Origin of the sequence: Janibacter sp. Y6 (assembly GCF_040900765.1) — a bacterium.
Lineage (GTDB): Bacteria > Actinomycetota > Actinomycetes > Actinomycetales > Dermatophilaceae > Marihabitans > Marihabitans melonis.
Genome location: NZ_JAKLYZ010000001.1, coordinates 895,574 through 909,239 on the forward strand (window position 1 = coordinate 895,574; position 13,666 = coordinate 909,239).

Here is a 13,666-nt window from a genome sequence, read left to right on the forward strand (position 1 = left end):
CGCGAGGACGCGCGAAGGGGGCCGCCCGGGTGATCCCGGGCGGCCCCCTTCGGGCGCTGCGTCGCTCAGGCGCCGAGGCGGGAGAGGATGATCTCGCGGGCCCGGCCGGCGTCGGCCTGGCCGCGCATCTCCTTCATCACCTGGCCGATGAGCGCGCCGGCGGCCTGCACCTTGCCGGCGCGGATCTTGTCGGCGATGTCGGGGTTGGCGGCGATGACGGTGTCGACGGCCGTCTCGAGCGCACCGTCGTCCTGGACGAGCTCGAGGCCCCGGGCGTCGGCGACCTGGGTCGGTCCCCCTTCGCCGTCGAGGACGCCCTCGAGGACCTGTCGGGCCATCTTGTCGTTGAGGCGACCGGAGGCGACGAGCGACTCGAGCTCGGCGACGTGCGCCGGGAGCAGACCGACCTGACCGGCGTAGGTCACGAGGTCGACCCCCTCGCCGTTGGCCCGGCGGGACGGCTCGCCGAGCCACCACTTGCGGGCCGCCTGCGGGGTCGCACCCGCCGCGACGGTCGCCTCGACGATCTCGAGCGCGCCGGCGTTGAGGACGTCGCGCATCTCGAGGTCGGAGTAGCCCCACTGCTCCTGCAGGCGCTTGCGGCGCTGGGCCGGCGGCTCGGGCAGGGTGCCGCGCAGCTGCTCGACCCACGCGTCGTCGGGGGCGACGGGCACGAGGTCGGGCTCGGGGAAGTAGCGGTAGTCCTCGGCGTCGGACTTCTCGCGGCCCGAGGTCGTCATGCCGGTGTCCTCGTGCCAGTGACGCGTCTCCTGCACGATCGAGCCGCCGGACTCGAGCACCGCCGCGTGGCGGCAGATCTCGTACCGCACGGCGCGCTCGACGGAGCGCAGAGAGTTGACGTTCTTGGTCTCCGAGCGGGTGCCCAGCGGCACGGCGAGCTGCTCGGGCGAGCGGGCGTCGTCGCCGGCCTTGGCACGCAGCGAGAGGTTGACGTCGCAGCGCATCGAGCCCTGCTCCATCTTCACGTCCGAGACGTCGAGGGCGCGCAGCAGGTCGCGCAGCGCGGCGACGTAGGCGCGGGCCACCTCGGGCGCGCGCTCCCCCGCACCGACGAGCGGCTTGGTGACGATCTCGATGAGGGGGATGCCGGCGCGGTTATAGTCGACGAGCGAGTACTCGGCACCGTGGATGCGACCGGTGGAGCCGCCGACGTGCCAGCTCTTGCCGGTGTCCTCCTCCATGTGCGCGCGCTCGATCTCGACGCGGTAGACCTCGCCGCCGTCGAGCTCGACGTCGAGGTAGCCGTCGAAGCAGATCGGCTCGTCGTACTGCGAGGTCTGGAAGTTCTTCGGCATGTCCGGGTAGAAGTAGTTCTTCCGGGCGAAACGGCTCCACGGCGCGATGGAGCAGTGCAGCGCCAGACCGATCCGGATCGCCGACTCGACGGCCGTGGCGTTGACGACCGGCAGGGCGCCGGGCAGGCCGAGGCAGACCGGGCAGACCTGGGTGTTGGGCTCGGCGCCGAAGGTCGTCGCGCAGCCGCAGAACATCTTCGTCGCGGTGCCGAGCTCGACGTGGACCTCGAGGCCCATGACCGGGTCGTAGACGCCGAGGGCCTCGTCGTAGCCGAGGACGGCGTCGGCGCGGGTGGTGCTCATCTCAGGCTCCCTGGGTGGTGGTCGTGCCGGTCAGGGCCGGGGCGCGGTCGAGGAGGTGGCCGCCCCACTGGGCGACGAGACGCTGCTCGAGCGCGGCGCCGACGGAGTACAGGCGGTCGTCGGCCATGGCGGGCGCGAGGACCTGCAGACCGGCGGGCAGGCCGTCCTCGTCGGCCAGGCCGCTCGGCAGGGACATGCCCGGCAGACCGGCGAGGTTGGCCGGGATCGTCGCGATGTCGCCGCGGTACATCGCCATCGGGTCGTCGGTCTTCTCGCCGAAGCGGAAGGCCGTCGTCGGGGCGGTGGGGCTGACGAGGACGTCGGCGCTCTCGAAGGCCTTCGCGAAGTCGTCGGCGATGAGGCGGCGCACCTTCTGGGCGCTGCCGTAGTACGCGTCGTAGTAGCCCGAGGAGAGGGCGTAGGTGCCCAGGATGATGCGGCGCTTGACCTCGTCGCCGAAGCCGGCGTCCCGGCTGGCCGCCATGACCTGCTCGGCGGAGGGGGCGTCAACCCCCTTCGGGCCGACGCGCAGGCCGTAGCGCATGGCGTCGAACTTCGCGAGGTTGCTGCTCGCCTCGCTCGGGAGGATGAGGTAGTAGGCGGCGAGCGCGTAGGTGAAGCTCGGGCACGAGACCTCGACGACCTCGGCGCCGGCGTCGACGAGGTGCTGGACGGCCTCGTCGAAGCGGGCCTGCACACCGGGCTGGAAGCCCTCGCCGGTGAGCTCGCGGATGATGCCGATGCGCATGCCGGAGACGTCGGCGCGCTCGGCGGCGGCGACGACCGCGGGCACCGGGGCGTCGATCGACGTCGAGTCCATCGGGTCGTGGCCGGCCATGACCTCGTGGAGCAGCGCCGTGTCGAGGACGGTGCGGGCGCACGGGCCGGCCTGGTCGAGCGAGGAGGCGAGCGCGACGAGGCCGTAGCGCGAGACCCCGCCGTACGTCGGCTTGACCCCGACGCTGCCGGTGACGGCGGCCGGCTGGCGGATCGAGCCACCGGTGTCGGTGCCCGTCGCGAGCGGCGCCTGGAAGGAGGCGACGACGGCGCTCGAGCCGCCGCCGGACCCGCCGGGCACGCGCTCGAGGTCCCAGGGGTTGCGGGTGACGCCGTAGGCGGAGTGCTCGGTGGACGAGCCCATCGCGAACTCGTCCATGTTCGTCTTGCCGAGGATCGGCAGGCCCGCGTCCTTGAGTCGGCGCACGACGGTCGCGTCGTACGGCGGCTCCCAGCCCTCGAGCATCCGGCTGCCGCACGTCGTCGGCATGCCGATCGTCGTCATGACGTCCTTGACCGCGATCGGGACGCCGGCGAGACGGTGGAGGGTCTCCCCCTTCGCCCGGCGGTCGTCGACCTGCTGGGCCTGCTCCATCGCCACCGCGCCGGCGACGTGGAGGTAGGCGTGCACCGACTCGTCGACGGCGTCGATGCGGTCGAGGTGCGCACGGGTCGCCTCGACGGAGGAGATCTCTCCGGAGGCGAGGGAGTCGGCCAGGGCGGCGGCGGTCAGCCGGGTGATGTCGCTCAAGTTCGGTCCTTCGGGGCGGGTGTCGCGGCGGGCTCGGGGTGCGAAGGGGGCGTGGCCGCCCCCGTCGGCGGCGCTCAGTCCTCGGTGAGGATGCGCGGGACGGAGAAGCGCTGCTCCTCGGCCAGCGGGGCGGCGGCGAGCGCCTCCTCCGGCGTGAGGGAGGGGCGGACCTCGTCGGGGCGGGTGACGTTGACGAGCGGCATCGGGTGGCTCATCGGCTCGACGCCCTCGGTGGGCGCCTGCTGCACCTGCGCGACGTGGCTGAGCACGGTGTCGAGGTCGCTGACGAGCCGGTCCAGCTCCTGCGGCTCGAGCTCGATCCGGGCCAGGGAGGCGAGGTGGGCGACGTCGTCGCGGGTGAGGTCGGACATGGCGGCCAGTCTACGGACCGCTGCGGCTGGCCCGTCCACCTCCCGGCGGCCCCCGACCCGGGGTCCGGACGACGTGGCCGCGGCCCCCTTCGCCGTGCCGCGACCGGGCAGCCCGGTCGTGACCGGGCAACCCCGGGCCGACCGAGACATACCCCGGCCCACGAAGGGTTGCCCGGTCACCGCTGGGCTTCCCGGTGGACGCAGGCGGTCAGAGGATGGGGACGCGACGGCGGGTGGCGGCGACCGGGGCGGGGTCGAGATCGGCGACGAGCATCCCCGGGGCGGCGTCGAGCCGGGAGCGGACCGCGCCGGTCGGGTCGGCGAGGACCGAGCGCCCGATGCCGAAGGGGCCGTCGCCGGACTGCGGGGTCCAGGCCTGGCCGACGCCGAGGAGCCAGGCCTGCGCGTCGTGGGCGCGGGCCTGGGTGAGCAGGTCCCACTGGTCGGCCTTGCCGGGGCCGTCGCCCCACGACGCCGGCAGGACGACGAGCTCGCTGCCGCGACGGCCGAGCTCGGTGAAGTGGTCGGCGAAGCGCACGTCGAAGCACGTCGCCAGCCCGACGGTCCAGCCGTCGACCTGCGCCGTGACGACCGCGTCGCCCGCGGCGACGGTGTCGGACTCGCGGGAGTCGAAGGCGTCGAAGAGGTGGATCTTGCGATAGTTCGTCTCCTCGACCCCGTCGCCGGTGAGCAGCAGCGTGTTGTGCACCCGGTGCCGCACCTGGCCGTCGACCTCGACGTCGTCGGCTGGGGTGAAGATCCCGACGACCGCGACGACGCCGTGCTCGTGCGCCGCTCGGCGCACCCCGTCGGCGAAGGGGCCGTCGAGTGGCTGCGCGGCCGTGTCGAGCCGCCGGCTGAAGGGCGCCATCGTCGCCTCGGGGAAGACGACGAGACGTGCCCCGGCCCCGGCGGCCTGCCGCACGCCGTCGACGACCTGCTCGAGGTTGTCCTCGACGTCGTGCGACGCGACGAGCTGGACGCCGGCGACGCGCATCGGGTCAGGCACGCGGCTCCCCCTTCGCGCTCTCCTGCGCCTCGAGCGCCGCGCGGGCCTCGAGGTCGGCGCGCGCGACGAAGACGACCTGCTCGTCGCGGCACGCGGCGGCGAAGGCGTCGATCCGCTTGCGGATCTCGCGCCCGAGCAGCCACTGCCCGGTCGTCACGCCGATGCGGCGGAACCACGGCGGGCCGACGACGTCGTAGGTGTACTTCCACACGGCACGGGTGCCGTCGCCCTCGGGCGTGAAGCGCCACCCCCCGCCGAAGCGGGAGAAGAAGGGCGGGCCGCTCACCATCGTCATCCCGACCGACGTCGGCGGGCGCCACGAGACGTACTCGCTGACCATCGTCGGGCTGATCGGGCCGAGGAAGGCCGACCGGGTGAAGGTCCGCACGCCGGTCGCCGGGTGCTGCGCCCCGTCGAGGAAGTGCTGCTCGCGGATGAAGGGGTCCCACCCGCGGCGGATCGCGCCGTGGGTCTGCGAGACCGCGAAGGCCAGCTCGGGCGGGACGGGCACGTGGACGTCGGCGCTCACCTGGGGCATGACCCCACCGTAGGCCCCTAGGGTGGCGCCATGGCCACGCTCTTCAGCCAGATCATCGCCGGCGAGATCCCCGGGCGCTTCGTGTGGGCCGACGACGTGTGCGTCGTCATGCTCACCATCGAGCCGCTCACCGACGGGCACTGCATGGTCGTGCCGCGCGCCGAGCTCGAGCAGTGGACCGACGCCGACGAGCAGACCTGGGCCCACCTCCAGCGGGTGGCGATGGCCGTCGGTCGGGCGCAGCAGGCCGAGTGGGAGGCGCCGCGGGTCGGGATGCTCCTCGAGGGCTTCCTCGTGCCGCACCTCCACGTGCACGTGTGGCCCGCGTGGTCGCCCGCCGACGTCGAGCCGCACTCGCCGATGCGTGATGTGCCCGACGACCGCTTCGAGTCGGCGGCGCAGCGTCTGCGGGAGCGGCTGCGGGCCGACGGGCACGGCGAGCACGTCGTGGGCCCCGGACCGCTCTGACCCGCCCGGTGCCGCCAGGCGGACCCCGGCGTGACATCAGGGCTCGTCGTGGGGTTGGCTGGGCTCATGGCTAACACCGCACTCAAGGGCAACCGCGTCACGACCGTCGGCGAGCTCCCCGCCGCCCGCACGAAGGCCCCGGCCTTCGAGCTCGTCGGCGAGGGCCTCGCGCCGCTCACCTCCGGCGACCTCACCGGCCGCGTCGTGCTCAACATCTTCCCGAGCGTCGACACCGGCATCTGCGCGCAGAGCGTGCGCACCTTCAACGAGCGCGCCGTCGACCTCACCGACACCACGGTCGTCAACGTCAGCAAGGACCTCCCCTTCGCGCAGGCCCGCTTCTGCGGCGCCGAGGGCATCGACAAGGTGAAGATGGGCTCGGCCTTCCGCTCCTCCTTCGGCGAGGACTACGGCGTGACCCTCACCGACGGCCCGATGGCCGGGCTGCTCGCCCGCGCTGTCGTCGTGCTCGACGCGGACGGCACCGTCCTGCACAGCCAGCTCGTCCCCGAGATCGGCCAGGAGCCGGACTACGACGCGGCCATCGCCTCGCTCGGCTGACCCTCCCCCTCCAGACCCCGAGAGCCGCGCCGTCGCACCAGACGGCGCGGCTCTCGCACGTCGTGGGCGAAGGGGGACCGCCCGGGCGCCGTCGGCCCGGCCAGCCGGCGGCCCGGCAGCAGGTCAGGACCGCAGCAGGTCGACGGTGAGGTCGACGTGGCCCAGGTGCTGGAAGAGCTCCTCGACGACGTGCAGCGCGACGAACTCCTGGGTGATGACCTCGGGGTCGCCGTCGTCGCGCGGGGCGGGCCCGCGGGGGGCCGCCTCGGGCTCGAAGCCGACGAGGTCGTCGACCCAGCGTCGACGCTGGGCGGCGACGAGCTCCTCGAGCTGGGCGAGCGTGCCGGTGGCGGTGAACTCGCTCGCGCGGTCACGGCTGATGGTGCGCCCCGCGATGGCCTCGCCGCCCCAGCGCTCCATGACCCCGCAGCAGTGGACGACGAGCGCGTAGACGCTGTTGGCCCCCTCGACGTCGGGGCGGGTGCTCAGCAGCTCGTCACCGAGGTCCTCGGCCCGGCCGAGCATCTTCACCAGGGCCGTGTCGACGTACCACTGGACGCTCTCGCGGGTCACGCCGCTCACTGCTCCCCCGCCGAGCTCTCGTCCTGCTCCACGTCCCCTTCGCCCTCGTCCTCGCGGCTGTCCTCGGTGGCGAAGGCCGCGACCGTGCCCGTCTCGAGCAGCTCGCGGAACTGCTCCTCGTCGAGGATGCGCAGCCCGAGGTCCTCGGCCTTCGTCGCCTTCGACCCGGCGTTCTCGCCGACGACGACCCAGTCGGTCTTCTTGCTCACCGAGCCCGACGCCTTGCCCCCACGGGAGAGGATCGCCTCCTTCGTCTCGTCGCGGCTGAAGCCCTCGAGCGAGCCGGTGACGACGACGGTGAGGCCCTCGAGCGTGCGCGGCGTGGACTCGTCGCGCTCGTCCTCCATCCGCACCCCGGCCGCCGCCCAGCGGTCGACGATCTGGCCGTGCCACGAGGCACCCGGCCCGTCGAACCACTCACGCACCGAGTCGGCGATCGTCGGGCCGACGCCGTCGACGGCCGCGAGCTGCTCCTCGCTGGCCTCGCGGATGGCGCTCATCGACCCGAAGTGCTGGGCGAGCGCGCGCGCCGCGGTCGGACCGACGTGGCGGATCGACAGGGCGACGAGCACGCGCCACAGCGGCTGCTGCTTGGCCTGCTCGAGGTTGGCGACGAGCCGTGCGCCGTTGGCCGACAGCACGCGCCCGTCGACGACCGCCTCGGGCGGGTCGGACTTCTTGGCCGCCCGCGTGTAGAGCGGCACCCGGGCGACGTCCTCGTCGGTGAGGTCGAAGAGGGTCGACTCGTCGGCGAGGACCCCGGCGTCGAGCAGGCTGATCGCGCCCTCCCAGCCGAGCGCCTCGATGTCGAGCGCCCCGCGCCCGGCGAGGCTGAAGAGCCGCTCGCGCAGCTGGCTGGGGCAGGACCGCGCGTTGGGGCAGCGGATGTCCTTGTCGCCCTCCTTCTGCGGGGCGAGACGCGTGCCGCAGGACGGGCAGTGCGTCGGCATCTCGAACTCGCGCTCGCTGCCGTCGCGCAGCTCGGCCACCGGGCCGAGGATCTCGGGGATGACGTCGCCGGCCTTGCGCAGGACGACCGTGTCACCGATGAGCACGCCCTTGCGGCGCACCTCGTGCGCGTTGTGCAGGGTGGCCATCGAGACCGTGGACCCGGCCACGGTCACCGGCTCCATGACGCCGAAGGGGGTGACCCGCCCGGTCCGGCCGACGTTGACCTGGATGTCGAGCAGGCGGGTGTTGACCTCCTCGGGCGCGTACTTGTACGCGATGGCCCAGCGGGGCGCGCGCGACGTCGAGCCGAGCCGCCGCTGCAGCGCGATCTCGTCGACCTTGACGACGACCCCGTCGATCTCGTGCTCGTAGTCGTGCCGACGCCGCTCGACCTCGGCGATGAAGTCGGTGACCTCGTCCATCGAGCCGAGCACCCGGTAGTGCGTCGAGGTCGGCAGGCCCCACGCCTGCATGAGCTCGTACGCGTGGCTCTGGCTGTCGATCTCGAAGCCCTCGCGCCGGCCCGTGCCGTGGACGAGCATGTGCAGCGGCCGCGACGCGGTGACCCGCGGGTCCTTCTGCCGCAGCGAGCCGGCCGCGGAGTTGCGCGGGTTGGCGAAAGGGGCCTTGCCCGCCTCGACGAGCCCGGCGTTGAGCTCGGCGAAGCCCTCGAGCGGGAAGAAGACCTCGCCGCGGATCTCGACGAGGTCGGGCACCGGGGCGTCGCCGCCCTCGAGGCGCTCGGGGACGTCGGCGATGGTCCGCACGTTCATCGTCACGTCCTCGCCGGTGCGCCCGTCGCCGCGGGTGAGCGCCCGGGTGAGGCGCCCCCCTTCGTAGAGGAGGTTCACGGCCAGGCCGTCGATCTTCAGCTCGCACAGGTAGTGCACGTCCGAGCCGACCTCGCGCTCGACGCGGGCGGCCCACTCCTGCATCTCCTGCGCGCTGAAGGCGTTGTCGAGGCTGAGCATGCGCTCGAGGTGGTCGACGGCGGTGAAGTCGGTGGAGAAGATCGCCCCGCCGACACGCTGCGTCGGGCTCTCGGGGGTGCGCAGCGAGGGGTGCGCCTCCTCGATCTCCTGCAGCCGCCGGATGAGCCGGTCGTACTCGCCGTCGCTGATCGTCGGCGCGTCGCGCACGTGGTAGGCGAACTGCGCCGCCGTCGCCTGGTCGGCCAGCTCGCTCCACTCCTCGCGCAGGGCGTCGGGCACCTGGTCCGGGGTCTCCGGGGTGTGCTCGGCGGCGGCGTCGCCGGAGGTCTCGGGGATCTCGCTCACCCGCCAATCCTGCCGCACCGCACCGACAGCGCGACGCGGGCAGTGCGACGATGTCGCCATGGACGAGACGCCCCGCACGCACGACGCCCGGGTCGACCTCGGGCGTCCGGAGACCGGGCGGGCGGCCCTGCGCTGGGGTCTCGCCGCCCTCTGGCTGCTCGTCTGCGTCGTCATGATCCTGCGGGCCTTCCTCACGACCCGCTCGCCCGGCGTCGGCGCCTTCGTCCAGGTGGCCGTCTTCGCGGCGCTCGCCACCCCCGCGGGCAACCTCCTCGCCGCCGCGTGGCGCGCCCGGACGAACCCCACGACCGTCGAGAAGGTGGGCGACGACCTCGTCATCACCTCACCCGCCTTCCTCACCGACGCCCTCGTGGTCCCGGTCGAGGACGTCGCCGAGGTCCGACACGGGCAGGTCGGCCCTCCCGGCGAGACGAAGGGGTGGCCCGCGCTGAGCGCGGGGCCCGACCCCGAGGTCGGGCTGCTCCTCGCCCGGCCGACCGCTCTCCCCGCACGCGAGCCGGCGCCCTGGACCGGCCACGAGATGCCGCGACGCCAGCGTCTCGCCGTCGCCGTCCTCATGACCTCGTCCGACCCGCGCACCGCCGCCGAGGCGATCGGCGCGCTCGTCGGGGTGCCCGCCGTGGAGGTTCGAGACGCACGGGTCTCCTGACCGGCGGACCCCCCTTCGCCGGACAACCCCCGGACCCGCTCTTCCGCTGAGGGGCTCGGCGGGTGATCATGGGGGCTCCCGCCGACCTACCGAGGAGTCACCGATGACGAACCTGGCGAGCAACCTCGTCGCGACCGCCCAGAAGCACCCGGACGAGGTGGCCATCCGGCTCGACGACGCCGAGCTGACGTGGAGCCAGCTGCACGGCCTCGCCGCGAAGGCCGCCGGGGCGATCCGGGCCGCCGGCGTCGAGCCCGGTGACCGGGTGGCGCTCATCCTCCCCAACGTGCCGGCCTTCCCCGTGCTCTTCTACGGCACGCTCCTCGCCGGCGGCACCGTCGTGCCGATGAACCCGCTGCTCAAGTCCGGCGAGATCGAGTACTTCTTCTCCGACTCGGGCGCGAAGCTCGCCTTCGTCTGGGGCGACTTCGTCGACGAGGCGGTGAGCGGCGCGCAGGACCTGAGCACCCGTGTCATCCGCTCCGGCCCGCTCGGCCCCTCGGAGGAGGACCTCTCCCCCGCGGACCCGATCGCCGAGCCGACGGAGCGCGACCCCCAGGACACGGCGGTCATCCTCTACACCTCGGGCACGACCGGGCGCCCGAAGGGGGCCGAGCTCACCCACCGCAACCTCGACCTCAACGCGCAGCGCTCCGCCGAGAACATCATGGAGATGACCTCCGACGACGTCATCATGGGCTGCCTGCCGCTCTTCCACGTCTTCGGCCTCACGTGCGGGCTCAACGCCGCCGTGCGGTCGGGCGCGACGCTCACCCTGATCCCCCGCTTCGACCCGGCGAAGGCGCTCGAGGTCGTCCAGCGCGACCGCGTGACGATCTTCGAGGGCGTGCCGACGATGTACGGGGCGATGCTGGGCCACCCGTCGGCGCAGACGACCGACACCTCGAGCCTGCGCACCTGCGTCTCGGGCGGCTCGGCGCTGCCCGAGGACACGATGCGCCGCTTCGAGGAGGCCTTCGACACCCAGATCCTCGAGGGCTACGGCCTGTCGGAGACCTCGCCGGTCGCGTCCTTCAACATGCCCGACGCCCCGACGAAGCCCGGCACCATCGGGCGGGCCATCCCCGGCTGCGAGATGAAGCTCGTCGACGCCGACGGCAACGACGTGCCGCCGGGCGGCGGGGTCGGCGAGATCGCGATCCGCGGCGACAACATCATGAAGGGCTACTGGGGCAAGCCCGAGGAGACCGCGACGGCGATCCCCGACGGCTGGTTCCGCAGCGGTGACCTCGCGACGGTCGACGACGAGGGCTACTTCACCATCGTCGACCGCAAGAAGGACCTCATCATCCGCGGCGGGATGAACGTCTACCCGCGCGAGGTCGAGGAGGTCCTCTACTCGCACCCGGACGTCGTCGAGTGCGCCGTCGTCGGCGTGCCCGACGAGCTCATGGGCGAGGAGATCGGCGCGGCCGTCGCGCTCGCGCCGGAGTCGACGACGACGCTCGAGGAGGTCCAGGCCTACGTCAAGGAGCGGATCGCCGCGTACAAGTACCCCCGCCGCATCTGGCAGCTCGACGAGCTGCCGAAGGGGCCCACTGGCAAGATCCTGCGCCGCTCGGTCGAGGCGCCCGCGGAGTGACCCGCGTCGCGACCCGGTGGTCGTGACGTGACGAAGGGGGTGGCCCAGGCCACCCCCTTCGTGCTTATGGCTCCCATAACCCGACGTTATGATTTGTCGGTGAGCTTCTTCGTCTTCCCCAACCCCGTCAACGAGAAGGCGGCCCGGACCGTCGCGGCGGTCGTCGCCGCGACGAGCGCCCTCGTCCTCGTCACCGGGTGGTGGTGGATCACGGTGCCGCTCGCGCTGGGCTTCCTCGGACGGGTGCTCGCCGGGCCTCGGCTCAGCCCCCTCGGCTGGGTCGCGATGCGCGTCGTCGCGCCGCGCCTGGGCGAGCCGGTCCTCACCCCGGGACCGCCCAAGCGCTTCGCCCAGGGCATCGGCGCGGTGGTCTCGACGACCGCCGCCGTGCTCGCGCTGGGCCTCGGCCTGACGACCGCCGCCGCGGTGCTGCTCGGCGTGCTCACGGTCTTCGCGCTGCTCGAGTCGGCCGCCGGCTTCTGCGCCGGGTGCTGGGCCTTCGGTCACCTCATGCGCCTCGGCGTCATCCCCGAGGAGACCTGCGAGGCCTGCGCCGACATCCGGCTGCGCAGCCGCGCGACGGTCTAGGCCAGACCGCGCTCGCGGGCGAGGATCGCCGCCTGCACCCGTGAGGCGCAGCCGAGCTTGGCGAGGACGCGCGACACGTGGGTCTTCGTCGTGGCCTCCGAGATGTGCAGCTCGGCGGAGATCTGGGCGTTCGTCAGCCCCTGGGCGAGGGCACGCAGCACGTCGACCTCGCGGGGCGTGAGGGCGAAGGGGGAGCCCCCCTCGACCTCCTCGGCCGGCGGCGAGGGTTCGGGAGCCGCCGCGAAGCCGGCGATGACGTGCCGGGTGACCTCGGGCGCGAGGACCGCCTCGCCGGCCGCGACGCGCTCGACGGCGTCGACGAGCGGGCCGGCGTCGACCGTCTTGAGCAGGTAGCCGTCGGCCCCCGCCCGCAGCGCCCCGGACACGTGCTCGTCGATCTCGAAGCTCGTGAGCACGAGCACCCGCGACAACGACTGCTCGACGATCTCGCGGGTCGCGGCGATGCCGTCGACACCGGGCATCCGCACGTCCATGAGGGTGACGTCCGGCCGCAGGGCGCGGGCCTGCTCGACCGCCACCCGGCCGTCTCCCGCCTCGCCGACGACGTCGAGCCCGTGCGCCTCGAGGAGCAGGCGCAGCCCGGAGCGCACGGTCGCGTGGTCGTCGGCGATGAGGACGGTCGTCATGCGGTGCTCTCCTGGGTGCCCGGCGTGCGGGTGCTCGTCTCGTGGGCGCTCGCCTCATGGGTGCTCGTCTCGTGGGTGCTCACACGGTGGAGGGGGACGGCGGCGCGCACGCGCCACGAGTCCCCGGACGGGCCGGCCTCGAGGTGGCCGCCGAGCGCCTCGACGCGCTCGCGCATCGAGAGCAGCCCGAGGCCCAGGCCCGGCTCGGCGCGGTCCGGCCCCGGGGGCAGCGGCGAGACGACGGTGAGGACGAGGTCGTCCTGCACCGCGACGGCGACCTCGGCTCGCGGGGAGGCGGCGTGGCGGGCGACGTTGTGCAGGGCCTCCTGGAGCACCCGGTAGAGCGCCTGGCCGGTGGGGGCGGGCAGCTCGGGCAGCGGGTCGGGGTCGAGGTGCAGGGCGACCTCGATGCCCCGCGACCGGGAGTGCTCGACGAGCGCGGGGAGGTCGGCCAGGGAGGGCGAGACGGTCATCGGCACGTCCGGTCGCAGGACGGCGAGCATCGACTGGAGCTCGCGGACCGCGTCCTTCGAGGTGGCGCGGACGACCTCGAGGGCGCGCCGCTGCGACCTCTCGTCGTGCAGCCCGGCCTCGGCGTGGATGGTGATCGCCGCGAGGCTGCCGGACAGCGCGTCGTGGAGGTCGCGGGCCATCTGCTCGCGCTCGCCCCGGCGCTCCTCGCGGGCGCGCAGCTCGGCGAGCCGTGCCTCGTCCTGGGCCTGCCGGCGCTGCGCGGCGAGGAGGTCGAGGGAGCGGCGGCTCGAGCGCCCCCACCAGAAGGACGTGCCGAAGACGGCGAAGACGGTGAGCGCGGTGAGCACGCCGTCCTGCAGGTCGCCGGTCAGCGCCCAGACCGCGAGGCCGCTCGCGGCGACACCGATGCCGATGGCCCAGTCGAGGGAGACGACGGCGCGGCCCCGGCCGTGCAGACCGGCGGCGTAGACGAGCTCGATGATGACGAGGAGCGAGCCGATGCTGCCGCCGTACGCCGTCTCGACGGCGAAGACGACGACGCCGAGAGCGAGGCAGGTGAGCGGCCGCACCCTGCGCCACACCATGACCGCGCACAGCAGGAGCAGGGGCACGAGGTGCCACCAGCGCCCGCTCGGGCCGCGCGTGCCCTGGCCCCAGATGTCGACGAGGTCGATGGCGACGAGGACCGTGCCGAGGAGCGCCATGAGCGCTGCCCCGCGCAGGTCGAGGCCGACCGCCTCGGCCCTGCGCTGCGTCGTCACGACGTCATCGAATCACGGG

General features: G+C 73.5%; 14 protein-coding genes. 5 read left to right on the forward strand and 9 right to left on the reverse strand.

The features are described 5' to 3' along the window. Positions 1–65 precede the first annotated feature (65 nt). From gatB to L6241_RS04165, 5 genes are all read right to left on the reverse strand, one after another. Entirely contained in the window at positions 66–1,619 is a 1,554-nt protein-coding gene (gatB, locus tag L6241_RS04145; protein WP_368244985.1) for an Asp-tRNA(Asn)/Glu-tRNA(Gln) amidotransferase subunit GatB, read from the reverse strand. Between the two features lies 1 nt (position 1,620). After that, positions 1,621–3,147 carry an Asp-tRNA(Asn)/Glu-tRNA(Gln) amidotransferase subunit GatA gene (gatA, locus tag L6241_RS04150; protein ID WP_368244987.1) on the reverse strand — a complete coding sequence of 509 codons (1,527 nt, stop codon included), beginning with the start codon at positions 3,145–3,147 and terminating at the stop codon, positions 1,621–1,623. A 74-nt stretch (positions 3,148–3,221) separates the two neighbouring features. Beyond that, positions 3,222–3,518, reverse strand: a complete 297-nt coding sequence (gene gatC / locus L6241_RS04155; RefSeq protein ID WP_123093322.1) for an Asp-tRNA(Asn)/Glu-tRNA(Gln) amidotransferase subunit GatC — start codon at positions 3,516–3,518, stop codon at positions 3,222–3,224. 208 nt (positions 3,519–3,726) lie between these two features. Further along, positions 3,727–4,527 (reverse strand): carbon-nitrogen hydrolase family protein, encoded by an 801-nt coding sequence (locus tag L6241_RS04160; RefSeq protein ID WP_368244988.1) that lies wholly within the window; start codon positions 4,525–4,527, stop codon positions 3,727–3,729. Continuing rightward, complete coding sequence (locus L6241_RS04165; RefSeq protein ID WP_368244989.1) at positions 4,520–5,065, reverse strand: SRPBCC family protein; 546 nt, start codon at positions 5,063–5,065, stop codon at positions 4,520–4,522. Before L6241_RS04165 ends, L6241_RS04160 begins: the two co-directional genes overlap by 8 nt. Positions 5,066–5,095: 30 nt before the next feature. Here L6241_RS04165 and L6241_RS04170 point away from each other — a divergent pair, with 30 nt between their 5' ends. Together L6241_RS04170 and tpx are read left to right on the forward strand one after the other, a co-directional pair. Next, entirely contained in the window at positions 5,096–5,533 is a 438-nt protein-coding gene (locus L6241_RS04170; protein WP_068274472.1) for an HIT family protein, read from the forward strand. Positions 5,534–5,599: 66 nt separating this feature from the next. Then, a complete protein-coding gene (gene tpx, locus L6241_RS04175; RefSeq protein WP_068274468.1) occupies positions 5,600–6,094 on the forward strand; it encodes a thiol peroxidase in 495 nt (164 codons plus the stop codon). Positions 6,095–6,217: 123 nt separating this feature from the next. Here the strand turns inward: tpx and L6241_RS04180 are convergent, their stop codons facing one another. Both L6241_RS04180 and ligA read right to left on the reverse strand, forming a co-directional pair. Further along, entirely contained in the window at positions 6,218–6,667 is a 450-nt protein-coding gene (locus L6241_RS04180; RefSeq protein ID WP_368244990.1) for a DUF664 domain-containing protein, read from the reverse strand. Between the two features lie 5 nt (positions 6,668–6,672). Further along, a complete protein-coding gene (gene ligA, locus L6241_RS04185) occupies positions 6,673–8,895 on the reverse strand; it encodes an NAD-dependent DNA ligase LigA (protein ID WP_368245147.1) in 2,223 nt (740 codons plus the stop codon). 67 nt (positions 8,896–8,962) lie between these two features. On the opposite strand from ligA, the gene L6241_RS04190 reads away from it, so the two are divergent. The 3 genes from L6241_RS04190 (at position 8,963) to L6241_RS04200 (ending at position 11,765) form a co-directional block, all read left to right on the forward strand. Beyond that, a complete protein-coding gene (locus L6241_RS04190; RefSeq protein WP_354586969.1) occupies positions 8,963–9,574 on the forward strand; it encodes a hypothetical protein in 612 nt (203 codons plus the stop codon). 103 nt (positions 9,575–9,677) lie between these two features. Continuing rightward, positions 9,678–11,177 (forward strand): long-chain fatty acid--CoA ligase, encoded by a 1,500-nt coding sequence (locus L6241_RS04195; RefSeq protein ID WP_123093328.1) that lies wholly within the window; start codon positions 9,678–9,680, stop codon positions 11,175–11,177. A 99-nt stretch (positions 11,178–11,276) separates the two neighbouring features. Then, the gene (locus L6241_RS04200) at positions 11,277–11,765 is read left to right on the forward strand and encodes a DUF4395 domain-containing protein (protein WP_224767033.1); all 489 of its coding nucleotides are present in this window, start codon (positions 11,277–11,279) and stop codon (positions 11,763–11,765) included. On the opposite strand, the gene L6241_RS04205 is transcribed toward L6241_RS04200, so the two are convergent. Then, the gene (locus L6241_RS04205; RefSeq protein WP_368244991.1) at positions 11,762–12,412 is read right to left on the reverse strand and encodes a response regulator; all 651 of its coding nucleotides are present in this window, start codon (positions 12,410–12,412) and stop codon (positions 11,762–11,764) included. The genes L6241_RS04200 and L6241_RS04205 overlap by 4 nt on opposite strands. After that, complete coding sequence (locus L6241_RS04210) at positions 12,409–13,647, reverse strand: sensor histidine kinase (RefSeq protein ID WP_368244993.1); 1,239 nt, start codon at positions 13,645–13,647, stop codon at positions 12,409–12,411. Before L6241_RS04210 ends, L6241_RS04205 begins: the two co-directional genes overlap by 4 nt. Positions 13,648–13,666 lie beyond the last annotated feature (19 nt).

Excerpts from the sequence above, each read along its gene's own strand:
- L6241_RS04170 (WP_068274472.1), top strand. The coding sequence starts at position 5,096 with ATGGCCACGCTCTTCAGCCAGATCATCGCCGGCGAGATCCCCGGGCGC.
- L6241_RS04195 (WP_123093328.1), top strand. The coding sequence starts at position 9,678 with ATGACGAACCTGGCGAGCAACCTCGTCGCGACCGCCCAGAAGCACCCG.
- gatC (WP_123093322.1), bottom strand. The coding sequence starts at position 3,518 with ATGTCCGACCTCACCCGCGACGACGTCGCCCACCTCGCCTCCCTGGCC.
- L6241_RS04165 (WP_368244989.1), bottom strand. The coding sequence starts at position 5,065 with ATGCCCCAGGTGAGCGCCGACGTCCACGTGCCCGTCCCGCCCGAGCTG.
- tpx (WP_068274468.1), top strand. The coding sequence starts at position 5,600 with ATGGCTAACACCGCACTCAAGGGCAACCGCGTCACGACCGTCGGCGAG.
- L6241_RS04190 (WP_354586969.1), top strand. The coding sequence starts at position 8,963 with ATGGACGAGACGCCCCGCACGCACGACGCCCGGGTCGACCTCGGGCGT.
- gatB (WP_368244985.1), bottom strand. The coding sequence starts at position 1,619 with ATGAGCACCACCCGCGCCGACGCCGTCCTCGGCTACGACGAGGCCCTC.
- L6241_RS04205 (WP_368244991.1), bottom strand. The coding sequence starts at position 12,412 with ATGACGACCGTCCTCATCGCCGACGACCACGCGACCGTGCGCTCCGGG.